The organism is Xanthomonas sp. NCPPB 1068 (assembly GCF_041479385.2).
Classification (GTDB): domain Bacteria; phylum Pseudomonadota; class Gammaproteobacteria; order Xanthomonadales; family Xanthomonadaceae; genus Xanthomonas; species Xanthomonas cannabis.
Genome location: NZ_CM192986.1, coordinates 298379 through 316990, shown reverse-complemented (window position 1 = coordinate 316990; position 18612 = coordinate 298379). Strand labels below are relative to the sequence as shown.

Here is an 18612-nt window from a genome sequence, read left to right as displayed (position 1 = left end):
TGGCTCGCCACTTCCTGCAAAGCTTATTTGCTCCCGATTTGCCGCCATTCCCATGCGACTCGACTCCGGCTAGTGACCTGCCCACACCTCGTGATTGGGGTCCAGTTCCATGGTCTTCATGACCTCGCCACGTACGCCAAATCCACAGATCGCCATCACACCCTCCATGATGGGCTCCAGCCCAAGCAGGTCCTCAACCTGCACCTCATTGATCGCGCAGGTCACAAATGCGCCTAGCCCTACATCTGTGGCTGCCATGTAGAGCGTCTGGGAAAAATGACCTGCCTCCAATGCGAGTGCGCGATAGGCCTTTGCGTGCGCGCGATACTTCCAGAAATTGCGGTAGTAGCGGGGACACAGCGCCACAATCACTTGCGCGCCGGAAAACCAGTCCTGACCGGCCAGGATCTTCAACGCCACGCCCTCCAGGTCTGGTACCTGGGTGTCCAATGGCTCCAGCGCGTGATCGATTGGAAGGTAGTGGTATACCCCGTCGATAACGCCGGAGACGTTCCTGATGAGTAGATAAGCGTCCAGCGGATGCAGGCCGCCGCCCGACGGACTAGAACGCTTTAGAAAGACGGTATCGGCATCTGCCTGCAGCACTGCATTCGCAGCGAAGGTGCGCTCGATGATCTTTGAGAAAACGTCAAACTCCATGCAAGCCTGGGCATCGAAGTTCCGGCATGTTGTCCGCTTCCGCAGCACCGTGTCGAGATAGACATCGGAACCTCGCAGGAGCGCGACCTGTCCGTCACTGCCCCGTACGATCTGCTCTGGCGGTGGCGGACCGAAGGTCGACAACAACGCTGCCGACGTATCGGCGCCCGCATCCCTGGCAGCCCTGGCCGAGTCAACATTGCTCCATCGGGTGAACGCGTGATACGTCGCGGCCAATGGATGCCACTGGCTTTTCCGCTGAATCTCATCGCGGTCGCGTGTCAGGCTGGGATTCGGCTCGCCCGCCAGCAGCAGTCCTTTTTCCAACAATGACTCCACAACCGAGCTGTCCCCGAGGAATCCTTGATGCAGCCATTGGCTCGGGCTGGTTCGGCCCAATAGAAGCACTTCATCCTCGGTGAGTAGACGTTCCGCATCCAGATGCGGCGCCAGCGCAACCCAATGCCTGGAGCGCGTGGTACCCGCTCCTCCTGCACATAGGCCGATAAGGTCGATCTCTACCAATTCCCTGGGTTCAACGTAGACAACTGCACAGCGCCTCACCAACATGATCCAACGCTCATCATCGAGATTGATCTTCTAGCGGTCTGGAATTAGATTTCTTGAAGATTCCCTACCGTTGATGAGCATGACCGAGAACGACAAACGCCCAGCTCCGCTGCAACCAGAGGTCGCTCACAAGCTTCTGGACCTATTGGCCACCGACGATGCATTCCGTGACCTGTTCAAAAAGGATCCCAAGGCTGCCTTGCTGCAGGTCGGTTATCCCTCGGAGGACGCCGAGCTCATGGCTTCCCAGCTCAAGGTCGATGCATTGGCCGACAAAGACACGATTGCGCAGGCACGTGACGAAATTCATGCCAGCCTGACGTCCTCGGTCAATATGCAGCCGATTCGCCTGAACGTGCCATTGGGTTCGTCACCGCAACTCAAGAAATGATGTAGCGACGGCAAGTAGTCTTGCGTTACTTGCCGTCAGCCATCGCCGCATCGAAGACGTTCATCGGCTGCTGGCACCATCCGCATCCACCGAACTCTGCATAGGCTCTGCCATGTGCATTTTTCAGCCACGTCTTCTCGCTGGCGGCAGCGCGTGAATCCCCGAGTGCCGTATAGGCTTCTTTGAGGACCACGTGGTACTGGTAGGCTTCATTTCCATCAAGGCCTGGCTCCAGCAACTTGATCGCCTCCTGGGCATGCCCCTCCAAAAGAGCCATGCGCGCCTGTAGAAGTACGACGAGCTCGGCAACAGACGGCATCCTGGCCAGTTCCGGCTTGGCCAGCAAGGCGCGCAGTACCGACTTGGCAGCAGTGGCATGGCCCATACGCTGCCCAATGAGGGCAAGCGATGCAGCAACAACGGCATCACTTCGCTGTGCGACACCCTCGCCACTTTTGGCAACGCTCGACAATGCCACCGGCACCGCTGCATCGATGGTTTGCAGCGCGTCTGCATGCTTGCCCTGCGCATATTGCGCCGATGCTTTGGCGACCAGTGACTGCTGGTACCGCGAGGAGGCATGGTCGATCGAGTCGGAGATTCGCGCCATTTCCACCAACGCCTGCTCCCTGCGGTGTTCGTCGATATAGATGGACACCTGATCGAAGTAGGCAACGTCCAGACGCCCCTCCGCCGGCCAGATCGCATGGGCTGCCGGGAAATCGTTCAGGACCGCCAAGGTCACCGCTTCCCACACGGCCGCAGACGCCAGCCCCGCGGCCCTGGCGGAACGAAATGTCCCTAGCGCCTCGGAGGTCTTTCCCAACGCCAATTGCATACGCCCGACCATCTCCAACGACAGCGGGTCGAAATCGTAACGCGATGCCGCTGCCCGCTTGGCGTAGACCAGCGCTTCCTTGTAGCGGTTACGCACTTCTAACGCATAGGCGGTGTTTTCGGCTGCGGCAAAATCGTCTGGATACAGATTTGCCATCTGCATCCATTTCTCGTAGGCGTTTGCCGGATCCTTGATCTGCGCATACCAGGCGTCGAGATAGACCTGCTCGCGCGGAGGCAATTTTGCCCGCAGACTCAGTGCCTTTTCGAGATAAGGCAAACCGGTCGACGTGTTTTCGAGATAGAAATAGCAACGGGCGATCCCGACGTTTGCCAAAGCGAATGTCGGATCCAGTTCCACGGCGCGCAGGTAGTAATCCCGGGCGCGCAAATAATGGCCCACACCGAACTCACGCTGGGCTAGCGCATAGGCATTCAGGGCATCCATATTCGCGGTGGAGACGCGCGGCAACGGCGCGGAGTTTGCCTTGATGGAAGCCAGCGTTTCCCCAAGCCCTTCGCGCAGGTTCGAACTCACCGTATCCACGGAGGTGAGCAACGAACGCTGCCCGCGGCCTTCCGCTTTATACATGTAGACCGTCGCCTGGGTGGTTGGATCGATCACCTCTACCGTGAAGCGGAGGTTGCCCCCGATATCGGCAACGCTCGGCAATATCAGCGCCTTGGCGCCAGCCCGCATTGCAACTTGCGCACCAAGCGCCCGGTCCACCTTGGTGCGATCGCTTTGTTTCATCAGCTCCAGCATGTCATGCGCACGTTTTTCAGAAATCAGATTGACGTGCTTTGACTGCTGCAAGCTGAGCCGCAGCGCTTGCTGCAGCGGCTCATCCAGCGTCGCGCTATCGGTGAGGTTGTGGAGATCGCCCACCACTACCCAATCACGTTCGGCAAATGCAATTGCCGGCTGCGGTCGCCCGAATAACCACAAGATACCCGTGGTCAGAAGAATCACCGCAAGCTCCGTCGCCAACGCCGCCGGCCGCCGCCATAGCGGGACATCGCGCCAGGCTTTGGTGGAGTTCTTCGGGGCGCGTAACGGGGTCAGGCCGATTTCGCCGACTTCGTAGATTTCCATCGGCGTGGGGACGCCTTTGAAGCGCCAGCGGCCGTGGGATTTCCACAGGATGCGTTCGACGCGGTCGCCCAGTTCGCGCGCAGCGCGGTGGGTGAGCGATTCGGCGACCGCCGAGATCAGGATCTGTCCCGGGCGTGCCATCGACATCAGGCGTGCGGCAGTCGGTTTGGCCAGGCCTTCGACCTCCAGCGGTTTGGCGCCGATGCTCACCGCCTCGTCGCTGTTGCGCCAGGTCAGCACTTCGCCCACGTGCAACCCTTGCCGCGCGCACAGCGGCTGGGCATGGGCATCGCTCATGGCCTTGAGCCCGCGCGCGTAATCCAGCGCGAAGCCCAGCCCGTCGATAGGGCGATCGAACAACAACAACAGCCCGTCGGAACGATCGATCAGGCGGCCGCGCCAGTGCTGCTGCAGCTTGACCACCAGGCGGTCGTGTTCGCGGAACAGGGCAGCGGCGGCGTTGTCGCCGATGCGTTCGACCAGCGCGGTCGAGTCGCAGAGATCGGTCAACAGCAAGGTGCGCAGACGTGGTGCCTGGATAGCCTCCGACGACGCGTCCTTGCGTGCGTTGCGGGCGCTCATGACTTAACGATGGCCCGAATCGGGCGTGGTACCGGGCGGCGGCGAGATCGCCGATGCGATCGCATCGTGCATGGCCAGCACGTTGCCGCCCTGCCGTTTGGCTTCGTACAGGGCGCTGTCGGCGAGGGTGTACCAATCGTTCCAGGCCGCATCCGCATCGATCATGCACAAGCCGACGCTGACCGAGCAGCCTTGCTCGCTCGGTCCGTTGCACAGCCGCGCTTCCACCGCGCGTACGATGCATTCGCCGATGTGGTGCACCAGCTCGCGCGTGCCTTGCGCCACCAGCACGCAGAATTCGTCGCCGCCGAGCCGGCAGGCCAGATCGCCTTCGGCGATGACCGACCGTAATGCGTGCGCCACGTTCTGCAACACGCGGTCGCCGGCCAGATGCCCGAATTCGTCGTTGATGCGCTTGAAGCGGTCGCAATCGATCAGGATCAGGCCAACGCCGGGCACGTTGCCGGCGCGGCGGCATTCCTGCAGATACAGCGCCAGGCCGCGGCGATTGTGCAACCCGGTCAGCTCGTCGGTGCGGCTGAGCTCTTCGGTATGGTTGAGCTGGTGCGAGGTGACGTAGAGGTTGTCCAGCGCCGCTTCCAGGTCATGGTTGCGGCGGCGCAGCTGGCGGATCAGCAATTGCTCGTTATTGACCACACGCACGATGGAACGGCGCAGAAAGTGCGCCACCATCGACGGGTCGTGGTCGACCAGGCGCTGGAAATCGTCATGTGCCAGTTCGATCAGGCGGCTGTCCATCGACGCACTGGCGCCCGCGCTGCGCGCATGGTCGCCAATCAGCAGGCCGAGCTCGCCAAAAAACTCGCCCGGGCCCAGATGCTTGAGCATCAGGTCTTCGCCGAAATCCAGGTCGATCTGGCCACTGACCACGATGAACATCTGCGTGCCGATCGCGCCGCGCTCGAACAGCGCCTGGCCCGCGGCAAGGTCGCGCAGCCGGCCAAAACGCGCGAAAAATGCAAGTTCCTCGGCAGTCATCGACGCGTGCAGCCCGTCCGAAAGCGTTTTGGCAACGCTTCCCGTCGGCTCGACTGCGCCTGTGGAGTTGTGGCAAGTCATCCAGTTTCCTTAGGCCGGCCTACAACGTTAGCCCATGGACAAATCCTACAGGACCCCCTTGTTCAGTACCAGGTCACACTCTTTCTCACAGGCAAAGAGACGAAATGACGGGTATTCCAGAAAAAAAAGGGGCCCGGTTTTCCGGGCCCCTCCCCCTCCCGGGGTGGCGAACGTCTGGCCGCCCGCTGCAGGCTAGGCGGCCTTGTCGCCGTGAAACTGTTCTTCTTCGGTAGAGCCGCGCAGGGCCGTGGTGGACGACTGGCCCTGCTGAATCGCCTGCGTCACTGCATCGAAGTAGCCCGTGCCGACTTCGCGCTGATGCTTGACCGCGGTGAAGCCCCGGTCGGCCGCTTCGAATTCGGCCTGCTGCAAGTCGACAAACGCACTCATCTGCCTGCGGGCGTAACCGTGCGCCAGCTGGAACATGCTGTGGTTCAACGCATGGAACCCGGCCAGGGTGATGAACTGGAACTTGTAGCCGTAGCTGGCCAGCTCGGTCTGGAATCTGGCGATGGTGGCATCGTCCAGGTGCTTCTTCCAATTGAAACTGGGCGAGCAGTTGTAGGCCAGCAACTTGCCCGGGTACTTGGCATGGATGGCTTGCGCGAAGGCGCGCGCAAACGCCAGGTCCGGCTTGCCGGTTTCGCACCAGATCAAATCGGCATAGGGCGCGTAGGCCAGGCCGCGGCTGATCGCCTGGTCCAGGCCGTTGCGGGTCTTGAAGAAACCTTCGACCGTGCGCTGCCCGGTGGTGAACGGCTGATCGTTGGCATCCACGTCGCTGGTGAGCAGGTCGGCTGCTTCGGCATCGGTGCGCGCGATCAGCAGCGTCGGCACGCCCAGCACGTCGGCGGCCAGGCGCGCGGCGTTCAACTTTTCGATCGCCTCACGCGTGGGCACCAGCACCTTGCCGCCCATGTGGCCGCACTTCTTGACCGAGGCCAGCTGGTCTTCGAAGTGCACGCCAGCGGCGCCGGCTTCGATCATCGCCTTCATCAGTTCGAAGGCATTGAGCACGCCGCCGAAACCGGCTTCGGCATCGGCCACGATCGGCTGCAGGAAGTCGATGGCATCGTTGCCTTCGGCGTGATGGAGCTGATCTGCGCGCAGCAAGGTGTTGTTGATGCGCTTGACCACCGCCGGCACCGAATCGGCCGGGTACAGCGACTGATCCGGATACATCTGCCCGGCCAGGTTGGCATCGGCCGCCACCTGCCAACCGCTCAGGTAGATCGCCTTCAGGCCCGCCTTGACCTGCTGCATCGCCTGATTGCCGGTCAAGGCGCCCAGCGCGTTGACGAACGGGGTGGCATGCAGGGACGTCCATAGCTTTTCGGCGCCCAGCCGCGCCAGCGAGTGCTCGACATGCACGGTGCCACGCAGGCGCACCACGTCGGCGGCGGTGTAGTTGCGGGTGATACCTGTCCAGCGCGGATTGCTGGCCCAGTCCTGCTGCAGTTGTTCGGCGCTTTGCAGTGTGGTGCTCATCTTGCGTTCTCCTGAGGGGGACGACGGATGGAACAGGGAAGCGGCGTGCCCGACGGCGCACGCGGCAAGGCAAGGCCGTCGTTGCGCGGTGGCGCGCAACGGGCGGTGTGCTGCGGTGAGGCAGGAGCTGCGGCGATACGCGGTGGCGGTGCCGCGGCAGCGATCAATCGATCAGGCGGTACGCCGGCACGGTGAGGAAGTCGGCCAGTGCATCGGCAACGCTCAGCTCCTGCAGCAAGGCGATCGCCTCATCGATGCGGGCGGCGCCAGGCAACGTGGTGGTGGCGCCCAACCGGGCCGGCAGCGCACGCAAGGTGGCCTGCAGCAGGTGCTGATCGATGGCGGTGCCATCATCCAGATGCTGGCCGTGATGCAGCCACTGCCACAGTTGCGCGCGGCTGATTTCGGCGGTGGCGGCATCCTCCATCAGGTTGTGGATCGGTACACAGCCATTGCCGTCCAGCCACGCAGCCAGATAACGCACGCAGACTTCGACATTGCCTTCGAAACCGGCGCGGGTGATGGTGCCCGGGGACGGGGCGATCAGCATGTCGCGCGTCACCTGCACGTCGTTGCGCAGCACATGCTGCTGATGCGCGGTGGGCATGTGCTCGTCGAACAGTTTCATCGCCACCGGGATCAGCGCCGGATGCGCCACCCAGGTGCCGTCGTGGCCGGCGCTGACTTCGCGCAGCTTGTCGGCACGCACACGCGCCATGGCCTGTTCGTTGGCGGCTTCGTCGTGATTGATCGGGATCTGCGCGGCCATGCCGCCCATTGCATGCGCGCCGCGGCGATGGCAGGTCTTGATCAACAGCTCCGAATACGCCTTCAAGAATGGCTGGGTCATGGTGACCTGGCCGCGTTCGGGCAGGACGCGGTCGCGGTGCGCGCGGAAGGTTTTCAGATACGAAAAAATGTAATCCCAGCGCCCGCAATTCAGGCCCACGATGCGCTCGCGCAGTGCGTGCAGAATCTCGTCCATCTCGAACACCGCCGGCAGCGTTTCGATCAGCACGGTCACCTTGATCTGCCCATGCGGCAGGCCCAGCATCGCTTCGATATGCGACAGCGCCGTTTCCCACAGTGCGGCTTCTTCCATGCCCTGCAGCTTGGGCAGATACAGATACGGGCCGCGGTCCCTGGCCAGCAGCGCGCGGCCGTTGTGGAAGGCGAACAGGGCCGCATCGAACAGGCCGCCGGCCAGCGGCTGCCCGTCGATGTGGACATGCTTTTCGTCCAGGTGCCAGCCGCGCGGGCGCACGATCAGCACCGCTCGTTCGGCTTCCGGGCGCAGTGCGTAGTGCTTGCCGCTGGGGGCCTGGAAGCTGAGATCGCCGCGCACGGCGGCCGCCAGGGTGCGCTGGCCGGCGAGCAGGTTGCGCCAGGTCGGTGCGGTGGAGTCCTCGAAGTCGGCCATGAACACCTTGGCGCCGGAGTTGAGCGCGTTGATGACCATCTTCGGGTCGGTGGGTCCGGTGATCTCGACGCGGCGGTCCTGCAATGCCGCCGGCAACGGCGCAACGCGCCAGTCACTCTCGCGGATGGCCCGGGTGTCGGCGCGGAAATCCGGCAGCTGGCCGGCGTCGAAGGCGGCCTGGCGGGCGCGCCGCTGGGCCAGACGCTGCTGACGGCCGGGCTCGATCGCGCGGTGCAGCGAGACCAGCAGCGCCAGCGCCGCTGGCGGCAGCAGTTCTGCCTGCCCGGCGACCTGGGTGGTCAGCGACAGACCTGGGGTGGCGCGGTCGGTAGGACGTGGAGCAAAAGCGGTGGCAGACATGGGGAGGTCCTTGTGCGTCCGGACCTGCACCGTGCGCGCCAGCCGACTATTTGACAAAGCAGTTTTATCAATGCTGTAAATAATCTGTACTTATATCGATCGATGATCGCTCACCGATATGGCGCCAACCCCGCGATTTTCCTACAAATCCGATCGGCTCAAACCGCTGCGCGCGTTCTGCCAGACAGTGCGCTTGGGCTCCGTCTCACGGGCTGCTGAGGCGCTGTACGTCAGTCAGCCGGCGGTGACCCTGCAACTGCAGGCACTGGAACGCGACCTGGGTGTGCCCTTGTTCGAGCGCTCCGGGCGGCGGCTGGCGCCCAGCCGCGAGGGACAACTGCTGTACGACATGGCGCTGCCGCTGGTGGAAAGCCTGGACGGGCTGGAGGCGAGCTTCCGCGAGAAGGTGCGCGGGCTGGATGCGGGCGAGCTGACCATTGCCGCCAACAGTTCCACCATCCTGTACCTGCTGCCGCGCATCGTGGAAAACTTCCGCGCGCGTCATCCGGATGTGCGGCTGACCCTGCACAACGCGATCAGCGCCGATGGCACCGACCTGCTGCGCGAGGATGCGGTGGATCTGGCGGTCGGTTCGATGCTGGACGTGCCAGCCGACCTCAACTACGCACCTGTGTACCGCTTCGAGCAGCTGTTGATCACCCCGCCCGACCATCCCCTGGCGCACAAGCCCACGGTGTCGTTGCAGGATCTGTCGCCGTATCCGTTGATCCTGCCGCCGCGGCGGCAGGTGACCTACCGCCTGGTCGACCTGATTTTTCAACAGGCCCGGGTGCCCTACACCGTGGCACTGGAAGTGGGCGGCTGGGAGGTGATCAAGCAGTACGTGGCGATGGGCATGGGCATTTCCATCGTGACCGCCATCTGCGTCACCGATACCGATCGCGACAAACTGGCCACACGCTCGCTCAAGGATTTTTTCCCTACCCGCAGCTACGGCGTGGTGGTGCGCAAGGGCAAGTATCTGTCGCCGCAGGCACGCGCCTTCATCGAACTGATCCAGCCGGATCTGTTTACGCCGCGCGGCTATGACGAGAGCGGCGACTCGGAGCGCTGAGCCGTCAGGTGATCGACGCGATCAACGCGATCACCGAATTTGCTGGCGCGCCCGCTACGTGAGTGCGCGTCGCGGTCGAGGTTGCCACGTGCCATCTGTCGATTGCGCAGGCGCCGTGTGCTGTGCAACAAATCCAGCAAACGCGACAGGACGGCGATGCACGGTGTGTGGCTCCTACACACCCGTTGGAGGCGACATTGCGCGCGATGCACGATCGTGCGATGCACGACGCAATGACGTCCGCCTACACTCGGCGACTGCGCTGCAGCATGCAGCGCACGAGCGCGTGGTCTGTCCAGGGGACGACGGACCGCATACAGCGCGCTCGACCCGCACATCGAGCCGACTCAACCAATGGAACGTTGACGCAATGAATCCGACCACGTTGTTGCTGGTGCAGTTGGCAGTGATTCTGGGGGCGGCGCGCCTGTGTGGTGCGCTATTGCAACGGGTCGGGCAGCCGCCGGTCATTGGCGAGATGGCGGCCGGCCTGCTGCTGGGCCCGATCGCCTTCGGCGCGTGGCTGCCGGAGCTGCATGGCGCGCTGTTCGCCGCCAAGAGCCTGCCACCGTTGTCGGGGCTGGCCAATCTGGGGGTGGTGCTTTTCATGTTCGTCGTCGGCGTGGAGCTGCGTGCGCCGGAAGGCACCAAGGCACAGGTGCGCGCGTCGGTGCTGGTTGGTGTGTCGGGCATCGTGTTGCCGCTGGCACTGGGCCTGGCCGCTGCGCCGTGGCTGTTTCCGCGCTTTGCGCCGCACGGCGTCGGCTTCTGGCCGTTTGCGCTGTTCATTGCGGCAGCCATGTCGGTCACTGCATTTCCGGTGCTGGCGCGCATCCTCAAGGATCGCAACATGACCCGCACGCCGGCCGGCCGTCTGGCACTGGGCGCGGCGGTCATCGACGACGCCACGGTATGGATCTTCCTGGCGATCGTGCTCACGCTCACCGGCAACACTGCGCACGGTGGCGTGGCATTTACTGCGGCCGGTGCGCTGGTCTTGATCGCGCTGGTGTTCGGTGTGCTCAAGCCGGCGTATGCGCGACTGCTGCGGCCGCGAGCGAGCGATGGCCGCTATGCCTCCACTGCGCTGGTGTGGGTGTTGATCGGCCTGCTGGGCTGCGCGGCGGTAGCCGAATGGATCGGCTTGCATGCGATCTTCGGTGCATTCGTGTTCGGCATCTGCCTGCCGCGCGACGACCGTTTGCTGGAGCATCTGGCCGGACGCATCGAACCGTTGGCGATCAGCTTGCTGATGCCGGTACTGTTTGCCGTCGCCGGACAGGCCACCAGCCCCAGTGCGTTTGCCGGCGCCGGCATTGCCGGTTTCGTGCTGGTGATCGGCGTGGCGGTGACCGGCAAACTGGCCGGCTGCACGCTGGGCGCGCGGCTGAGCGGGCACGATTGGCGCGATAGTCTCACCGTCGGCTCGCTGATGAATGCACGTGGCCTGATGGAACTGGTGGTGATCAAGATCGGCCTGGACAGCGGCGTGATCGGCCCGGACCTGTTCACGCTGTTGTTCGGCATGACGCTGGTGACCACGGTGATGACCTCGCCGATGGTGGCCTGGTTTCATGGCCGGCGCCATGCGGCCTCGGCCGACGGCATGCAAGCGAACCGTTCGGGTCACTGACGTGTTGTCTGCCACTGCACTTGCCAACGTTGCATCAGCGCGCACAGGCAGTCATGCGAGCTGTGCGTCGACACCGCGCTGCTCGCGCGCGATCGCACCGGCAGGACGTGAAGCACCCTTGCCACCCCCGGTAACGCGGGTGGCAAGGAGGATTGCGCTGCGCGATTGCCGCATCGGCGGCATCCGCTTCACAGCGCAGTTCTTCCGCCAGGCGCGTTGACGGGTTGTGCCACAGACTGCCGCCATGTCCTCAGAAACCCGGTCCCGCTATACGCAGCTCCCACCTCCGCCCGAGTTGCGCACCCAGCTGCGTTGCAGCTGGCGCCACCGGCAAGGTGCGGCCAATGCGCCGGTGCGGGTGTTACCGGACGGCTGCGTCGACCTGATCTGGGATGGCGCTGCACTGTTCGTCGCCGGCCCCGACCATGTCGCGACCATGGCCTGCGTAGCCGCCGGCACCGTGCTCACCGGCGTGCGATTGACTGCAGGCGCGGCTGCCGGTGTGCTGGGCATTCCGCTGCACCATATTGCCGACCAGCGCGTGGCACTGGATGCGCTGTGGGGCCGCGATGCAGGCGACTGGCAACAGAAGCTGTGCGATGGCAGCGACGTGCTGCAGACCTTGCATGCGCTGTGTCGTCACCGCGCGGTGGCCGTGGACCAACAGATGGCCTTCACCTTCTCCCAGCTGGCCGGGCCTGCAGCGCCGCGCCTGCCGGCGTTGTGCGCAAGCCTGGAGATCAGCGAGCGGCAGCTGCGGCGGCGCTGTCACGCAGCATTCGGCTATGGCCCCAAGACGCTGGAGCGGATCTTGCGGCTGCAGCGTTTCCTGCGGCTGGCAGCCAGCCAACCCACGCTGACCGCCGCCGCGCTGGAGGCCGGGTATGGCGATGCACCGCATCTGGTGCGCGATGCGCGCCTGCTTGCCCAGCTGAGTCCGCGTGAGCTGGTGCAGCAACACGCACGGTGATGGCCGTTTTCGCCAAGCCGCCGGGTCGCTGCGCAGGGCACGCTGTGCAGCCACCGACCGCGAGGACATCGCCATGCAACACAGCGCACAGCATCACCGTATCGACTATCTGGAATTTGCCGTGGCCTCTATCGCCACCGCCAAGGCCTTCTACGCTGCAGCGTTCGACTGGACGTTTCAGGACTACGGACCGGACTATTGCGAATTCCGCGATGGCCGCCTGAGCGGCGGCTTCTTCCATGCAGCCCCGCAGCCGGGTGGCGCACTGGTGGTTCTGGCCTCCGACGATCTGGCGGCCTCGCAGGCACGCATCGAAGCCGCTGGCGGCACCATCACCCGCCCGGTGTTCGCATTCCCGGGCGGGCGGCGTTTCCACTTCACCGACCCCGACGGGTACGCGCTGGCGGTATGGACGCAGGAGCTGGCCGAGGCGTGACCTGGCCTGCCGGGCATGCTCCGGCCCAGGCCACGTGGTGCGGCGAAGGCTTCTGCATCCGGCCGCCGTGAGCCGGCAACCTGCGCTGCAGCGTTGCCGGCCCCATGTCCTTCAATAGCCGACGCCGGTTCGCCCCCGGCCGCTCATTCGCGCCCGTAAAGCCCCAGAAACATCTCCACCGACGATTCGACGACCTGCACCTGCTGGGCCGGCGTCAGCGGCGGCTGCCCCAGCGCAAGCTGCGGCCAGAACGCAAATCCCTTGACCAGCGCCTGCAATTGCTGCGAGGCGAAGTCCGGGTCCACCGCCGCCAGGCGGCCATCGGCCAGTGCGGCGCGCAGCCAGGTGGTGGTGCCCTCTTCCTTGCTGCCCAGTTGGGCCAGCAACGCGCGTGCGCGCTCGGGCGAGTGGATACCTTCGGCAATCGCCACGCGCGACAGATCGATAAATGCCGCGTCGTCGAGCAGGCGTAATTTCTGCTGCAGCAATTGCGTCAACTGCGTGCGCAATGCTTGGTCGGGGCGGTAGGCCAGGCTCACCGCCTCGGCGCTGCGTTGCCACAAGCCGCGCAGGATCTCCCCAAACAACACGTCCTTGCTGGGGAAGTGGTTATACACGGTGCGCTTGGACACGCCTGCGGACGCGGCCACGCGGTCCATGCTGGTGGCTTCGAAGCCATGCTGGCGGAACTCGACACCGGCCGCTTCCAGGATGGCGTGACGCTTGCGGTCGGTGAGCCGCTGCGGCGCCGGCGCCGAATCGGATGAACTGGACATGGCGCAATGTTACACCGGGCGGTTTACATTTCCTAAAATAAAACTACACTGTGTAGTGTATTTCGTGTTTCCAATATTTCGATACACCACCTCTACGCCGGATACCGTCGTGCCCACCCAATCCCTGCCACTGCCATACGCCTCTTCGCCGCAGTTTCGTCATGGGCGGTTCCGCAACGCGCTGCCCACCACCTTGAGCACTCCCGGCGTGTTGGGAGGCCTGCGGCTACTGTGGCAGGTGCTGTTCAACAAGCCGGCGCGCACGGTGCCGTCGCAGGCATTGCCGATTGTGCCGTTGACCGCCACGGACCTGCACAACGCGCCGGACCGCAGCCTGTTCCGGATCGGTCACTCCACGGTGTTGATGAAACTGGGGAGCGGCCTGTGGCTGACCGACCCGGTGTTCTCCCGGCGCGCCTCGCCATTTGCGTTTGCCGGACCGAAGCGCTTCCATGCCCCGCCGATTGCGCTGGACGACCTGCCGCCCGTGGCTGGCGTGATCCTGTCGCACAACCATTACGACCATCTGGACCGGGCCACCATTGCCGCGCTGGCCGACCGCGTCGGCGTGTTCGTGGCGCCGCTGGGCGTGGGCGACCTGCTGGTGCGCTGGGGCGTGGATCCGGCCAAGGTGCGCCAGCTGGACTGGTGGCAGTCGGTGCAGATCGACGGCGTTACGCTCACTGCCACGCCGTCGCGGCACTTTTCCGGGCGCGGCCTGTTCGACCGCGATCGCACGCTGTGGTGCTCGTGGGCGATCCAGCAGGACGACCTGCGCGTGTTCTTCAGCGGCGACGGCGGCTACGGCCCGCACTTCAAGGCAATCGGCGAGCGGCTGGGGCCGTTCGATGTGGCGCTGATCGAAAACGGCGCCTACGACCACATGTGGCCAGACGTGCACATGCAACCGGAGCAGAGCCTGCAGGCGTTTCTGGACGTAGGCGGCCGCACCTTGTTGCCGATCCACAACGGCACCTTCGATCTGGCCCTGCACGTGTGGACCGAGCCGTTCGAGCGCATCGTCGCCCTGGCCGCGGACGCGCAGGTACCGCTGGCCACCCCCCACATGGGCGAGCGCGTGGACCTGCGCCGCCCGGCCACCGGCGAACGCTGGTGGCGCGCGCTGCCCGACAGCCTGGCGGTGGCGCGGTGAGCCGTTGGACGCTGGCCAACCTGCCCCCGCAGCGGGCGCGGGTGGCCGTGATTACCGGTGCCAGCCCAGGTGGGCTGGGCTATGAAACCGCGCTGGCCCTGGCCGGTGCCGGCGCCAGCCTGGTGCTGACCGCGCGCAATGCCGCCAAGGGCGAGGCCGCCCGGCAGGCACTGCTTGCCGCGCATCCCGACGCCGCGGTGCGCGTTGAAACCCTGGACCTTGCACAACTGGCATCGGTGCGCGCGTTTGCCGATCGGCTTGCCGCGTACCAGCAGCGGGTGGATCTGTTGATCAACAACGCCGGGGTGATGGCCCCGCCGCAGCGGCAGACCACCGCCGACGGCATGGAGCTGCAGTTCGGCAGTAATTATCTCGGGCACTTCGCGCTCACCGCGAAGCTGCTGCCGCTGTTGCGTGCGGCCGCAGCGCCACGCGTGGTCAACCTGTCGAGCCTGGCCCACCGTCAGGCCCGCATCGATTTCGACGACCTGCAGACCGAGCGCCCGTATCGCCCCTGGAAGGCTTATGGCCAATCCAAACTGGCGATGCTGATGTTCAGCATGGAGCTGCAGCGGCGCAGCGATGCGCAGGGCTGGGGGCTGCGCGCAATCGCCGCGCATCCCGGCGTTGCACGGACCGCATTGATCGCCAACGGGCCGGCCGCCAAGCGCCGTACGGCGCTTGGCGCGGCAACCGCCTTGCTGAGGCCTTATCTCAGCCACTCGGCGGCGGCCGGCGCACTGCCCACGTTATATGCCGCCACCGCGCCACAGGCACAGGGCGGCGGGTATTACGGCCCGGACGGCCTGTTCGAGCTCAAAGGCGACCCGGCCCCGGCAAAGATCGCCCGCCAGGCCCACGACCGCCACGTGGCTGCGCGCCTGTGGGAGACCTCCTGCACGCTGGCGGGTGTGGCGTTCTGAGCTCAGGCGTAGCCGTGGTCTGCGCCGCCGGTAAGCGTGCCTGCTTGCATGCAGCGACGGGGGAGCAATCGGGCGCGGCTTACAGCCGGATCCACTCCAGCCCGTCACCGCGCCGGTAATACACCGCCACCGCCTTGCCATACACCGCCGCCGCATCGACAAAGCCGAAATAGCGACCATCCAGGCTGTTGCCGCGATGGTCGCCCACCACCAGCAGCTTGCCGGCCGGCACCTGTACCGCGTGCAGGTCCGGGCCGCCACCGGCATCCAGGTCGAGCTGCGCCACACGCGCACCAAAGCGTTCGTGCGCACCGTCGCCATCGCCCTGCAACGGCTGGCCGTTGATCGACAGATGGCCATCGCGCAGGTCGACACGGTCGCCGGCCACCGCCACCACGCGCTTGATCAGGCGCGTGCCATCGCGCGGAGAATCGAACACCACCACCTCGCCGCGCTGCGGTTGCTCGCCATCGACAACGATGCGGTTGCTCAGAGGCACGCGCCAGCCATAGGCGTGCATGTCCACCACCACCCGGTCGCCCGGCTGCAAGGTGGGCTGCATCGAGCCGGTGGGCACCTGGTAGTGATTGGCGAACGACGAGCGCGCGGCGGTCAATAGCACCAGCATGACGAGCAGTGGCAACAGTTCCTTGCGCGACCACTGTGCGGCGCGCTGCACACGGGAGCGTGCGGGATGCGATGGGTTCATGGCAGACCTGTCCGATCAGGGGAGCCGCGTTGGCTCTCCCCGACAATGCGCGTGGGTGGCGGGCGCACGGAAGTGACGAAAGGCATGGCCCCGTTGATCTGCTTGCTCAGCCGCAACTGCGATGTGTTGCGGCCCGCGCAAACGAAAACGGGATGGCACATGGCCATCCCGCTTCGATGCTGGCTGCACATTACCCGTGCAACCACCTGTTTCGATCACTCACTCGGTCAAGCCACGGTTTTCCAGCAGCGCCTTGACGCTGGGGTCCTTGCCGCGGAAATCGCGGTATAGCGTGGCCAGATCGACGGTGTTGCCGCGCGAAAGGATCTTGGCGCGGAAGGTGTCGCCGTTCTTGCGGGTCAGGCCACCGTTTTCCTTGAACCATTCGAACGCATCGTCATCGAGCACTTCCGACCAGAAGTAGGCGTAGTAACCGGCCGAATAACCGCCGCCCCAGATGTGGTCGAAGTACGTGCTGCGGTAACGCGGCGGCACTTCGGCCAGGTCCACCTTGAAGCGCTTGAGCGCATCGGCTTCGAACTTGCTCACGTCCTGCAGCGGGGCATCGGCAGGCTGGGTGTGCCAGGCCAGATCCAGCAGCGCAGCCGACAGGTACTCGGTGGTGGCATAGCCGCTGTTGAAGGTCTTGGCTTTCTTGATCTTCTCCACCAGCTCGGCCGGCATCGCCGCACCGGTCTGGTAGTGCTTGGCGTAGTTGGCGAAGACGGCCGGGTCCGAGGCCCAGTGTTCGTTGAACTGCGAGGGAAATTCAACAAAATCGCGCGAGGTGCTGGTGCCGGCGATCGAGGGGTATTTCACCTTGGAGAACATGCCATGCAGCGCGTGGCCGAACTCGTGGAACAGCGTGGTCACATCGTCGAAGCTCAACAAGGCCGGCTGGCCCGCGGCCGGCTTGGTGAAGTTGCACACGTTGTAGACCACCGGCTTGGCGCCGGTGAGGCCGTCCTGTTCGACCAGCACGTCCATCCATGCGCCACCGGACTTGCTGTCGCGCTTGAAGTAGTCGGTATAGAACAGCGCCATCGAGGTGCCATCGGCATCGAAGACTTCATACACCTTCATGTCGGCGTGGTAGGTCGGGATATCGGTGCGCTGCTTGAAGGTGATGCCGTACAACTGCGTGGCGGCATAAAACACGCCGTTCTGCAGCACGTTGTCCAGCTCGAAGTACGGCTTGATCTGCGACTCGTCCAGGTCGTACTTGGCCTTGCGCACCTGCTCGGCGTAGAAGTCCCAATCGGAGGCGGCGAGCTTGAAGCCGCCCTTCTGAGAATCGATCACCTTCTGCATCTCGCCCACTTCGCGGCGCGCCTTGGCGGTGGCAGCCGGCACGGTGTCGGTCAGCAGTTTCAGCGCGGCGGCCGGAGTCTTGGCCATCTGGTCGCCAAGACTGTAGGCCGCATAGCTGTCGAACCCGAGCAGCTTGGCCTTTTGTGCGCGCAGCTGCGCCAGGCGCTGGATGGTCTGGCGGGTGTCGTTTGCATCGCCCTTTTCCGCACGCGTTTCGGACGCCTTCAACACTTCGGCGCGCAGCTCGCGATTCTTCAGCGACGCCAGCACCGGTTGCTGGGTGGTGTTCTGCAGGGTGAGCAGATACTTGCCATCGAGCTTGCGCGCCTTGGCCGCTTCGGCGGCGGCGGCAATGTCGCCTTCGCTCAGGCCATCGAGCTTGGCCTTGTCGTCCACCACCACCGCAGCGGCGGCCGAGGCGGCCACCAGGCGGGTATGGAATTGCGTGGAGAGCGTGGTTTCTTCCACGTTGAGCTTGCGCAGGCTGTCCTTGTCGGCATCCGAGAGCTGCGCACCGGCGCGTACCAGGTTTTCGTAGTCGCGCTCGACCAGGCGCTTTTGTTCCGGATCCAGGTTCAGCGTGTCGCGTTGGTCGTAGATGGTCTTGACGCGCGCAAACAGCTTGGGATCGAGGTTGATCTCGTCTTCGTGCGCGGCCAGCTTGGGCGCGATCTCTTCCTGGATCTTCTGGCGCGCATCGCTGGTATCGGCCTGCACCAGGCCAAAGAAGATGCGCGACACGCGCGTCAGCGTCTCGCCGCTGCGCTCCAGTGCTTCGATCGTGTTGTCGAAGGTGGGCGGCTCGCTGTTGTCGGCAATCTTGCGCACTTCGGCCAGATGCAGGCGCATGCCTTCTTCGAAGGCCGGCAGATAATCGCTGTCCTTGATCTTGTCGAATGGCGGCGCCTGGAACGGCAGCGTGCTGGCGGTCAGCAACGGGTTCGGTGCAGCGTCCGCAGCCGGGGCGGTGGCGGTCTTCTCGGGCACGGTGGTGGACTCCTTACCGGATGGCTCTTTTCCAGAACAAGCGGCCAGCGCCAGGGTGATGGCAGCGGCCAGAACGACGGTACGCGACATGGCGTGTGATTCCTGAGTGGGTAGTGCAGCCGGCCACGCTAGCGGGTTTGGGCGGCGCCGGCATG

15 protein-coding genes are annotated in these 18612 nt (G+C 64.6%); 7 read left to right on the top strand and 8 right to left on the bottom strand.

What is annotated here, in order from left to right:
* Positions 1 to 69: 69 nt before the first annotated feature.
* Positions 70 to 1185 (bottom strand): putative peptide maturation dehydrogenase, encoded by a 1116-nt coding sequence (locus ACCQ12_RS01380; protein ID WP_372382757.1) that lies wholly within the window; start codon positions 1183 to 1185, stop codon positions 70 to 72.
* Between the two features lie 124 nt (positions 1186 to 1309).
* Between ACCQ12_RS01380 and ACCQ12_RS01375 the strand changes: the two genes are divergently transcribed.
* On the top strand, positions 1310 to 1621 hold the full coding sequence (locus tag ACCQ12_RS01375; RefSeq protein WP_039563860.1) for an NHLP-related RiPP peptide: 312 nt from the start codon (positions 1310 to 1312) through the stop codon (positions 1619 to 1621).
* 25 nt (positions 1622 to 1646) lie between these two features.
* Here the strand turns inward: ACCQ12_RS01375 and ACCQ12_RS01370 are convergent, their stop codons facing one another.
* The 4 genes from ACCQ12_RS01370 to aceB all read right to left on the bottom strand — a co-directional run bounded on the left by ACCQ12_RS01370 (position 1647) and on the right by aceB (position 8484).
* Positions 1647 to 4136 (bottom strand): putative peptide modification system cyclase, encoded by a 2490-nt coding sequence (locus tag ACCQ12_RS01370; protein WP_372382756.1) that lies wholly within the window; start codon positions 4134 to 4136, stop codon positions 1647 to 1649.
* Between the two features lie 3 nt (positions 4137 to 4139).
* Positions 4140 to 5216, bottom strand: coding sequence for a GGDEF domain-containing protein (locus ACCQ12_RS01365; RefSeq protein WP_039406762.1), 1077 nt, complete (start codon positions 5214 to 5216; stop codon positions 4140 to 4142).
* A gap of 192 nt (positions 5217 to 5408) precedes the next feature.
* A complete protein-coding gene (gene aceA / locus ACCQ12_RS01360) occupies positions 5409 to 6704 on the bottom strand; it encodes an isocitrate lyase (protein ID WP_372361952.1) in 1296 nt (431 codons plus the stop codon).
* Between the two features lie 163 nt (positions 6705 to 6867).
* Positions 6868 to 8484, bottom strand: a complete 1617-nt coding sequence (gene aceB, locus ACCQ12_RS01355) for a malate synthase A (RefSeq protein WP_372382755.1) — start codon at positions 8482 to 8484, stop codon at positions 6868 to 6870.
* 118 nt (positions 8485 to 8602) lie between these two features.
* Between aceB and ACCQ12_RS01350 the strand changes: the two genes are divergently transcribed.
* The 4 genes from ACCQ12_RS01350 (at position 8603) to ACCQ12_RS01335 (ending at position 12598) form a co-directional block, all read left to right on the top strand.
* Positions 8603 to 9559 carry a LysR family transcriptional regulator gene (locus ACCQ12_RS01350; RefSeq protein WP_372382754.1) on the top strand — a complete coding sequence of 319 codons (957 nt, stop codon included), beginning with the start codon at positions 8603 to 8605 and terminating at the stop codon, positions 9557 to 9559.
* Between the two features lie 370 nt (positions 9560 to 9929).
* Complete coding sequence (locus ACCQ12_RS01345) at positions 9930 to 11192, top strand: cation:proton antiporter (protein WP_372382753.1); 1263 nt, start codon at positions 9930 to 9932, stop codon at positions 11190 to 11192.
* 244 nt (positions 11193 to 11436) lie between these two features.
* A complete protein-coding gene (locus ACCQ12_RS01340) occupies positions 11437 to 12162 on the top strand; it encodes a DUF6597 domain-containing transcriptional factor (protein ID WP_372382752.1) in 726 nt (241 codons plus the stop codon).
* A 73-nt stretch (positions 12163 to 12235) separates the two neighbouring features.
* Positions 12236 to 12598 (top strand): VOC family protein, encoded by a 363-nt coding sequence (locus ACCQ12_RS01335; RefSeq protein WP_104580367.1) that lies wholly within the window; start codon positions 12236 to 12238, stop codon positions 12596 to 12598.
* Positions 12599 to 12741: 143 nt separating this feature from the next.
* Here ACCQ12_RS01335 and ACCQ12_RS01330 read toward each other — a convergent pair whose 3' ends face one another.
* Complete coding sequence (locus tag ACCQ12_RS01330; RefSeq protein WP_372382751.1) at positions 12742 to 13374, bottom strand: TetR/AcrR family transcriptional regulator; 633 nt, start codon at positions 13372 to 13374, stop codon at positions 12742 to 12744.
* A gap of 124 nt (positions 13375 to 13498) precedes the next feature.
* On the opposite strand from ACCQ12_RS01330, the gene ACCQ12_RS01325 reads away from it, so the two are divergent.
* Both ACCQ12_RS01325 and ACCQ12_RS01320 read left to right on the top strand, forming a co-directional pair.
* Positions 13499 to 14527, top strand: coding sequence for an MBL fold metallo-hydrolase (locus ACCQ12_RS01325; protein ID WP_372383529.1), 1029 nt, complete (start codon positions 13499 to 13501; stop codon positions 14525 to 14527).
* Positions 14524 to 15450, top strand: coding sequence for an oxidoreductase (locus ACCQ12_RS01320; RefSeq protein ID WP_372382750.1), 927 nt, complete (start codon positions 14524 to 14526; stop codon positions 15448 to 15450). The genes ACCQ12_RS01325 and ACCQ12_RS01320 overlap by 4 nt, the downstream gene beginning before the upstream one ends.
* Before the next feature lie 79 nt (positions 15451 to 15529).
* Here the strand turns inward: ACCQ12_RS01320 and lepB are convergent, their stop codons facing one another.
* Both lepB and dcp read right to left on the bottom strand, forming a co-directional pair.
* Positions 15530 to 16159, bottom strand: coding sequence for a signal peptidase I (gene lepB / locus ACCQ12_RS01315; protein WP_372382749.1), 630 nt, complete (start codon positions 16157 to 16159; stop codon positions 15530 to 15532).
* Positions 16160 to 16378: 219 nt separating this feature from the next.
* Positions 16379 to 18547, bottom strand: coding sequence for a peptidyl-dipeptidase Dcp (gene dcp / locus ACCQ12_RS01310; protein WP_372382748.1), 2169 nt, complete (start codon positions 18545 to 18547; stop codon positions 16379 to 16381).
* Between the last annotated feature and the right edge of the window lie 65 nt (positions 18548 to 18612).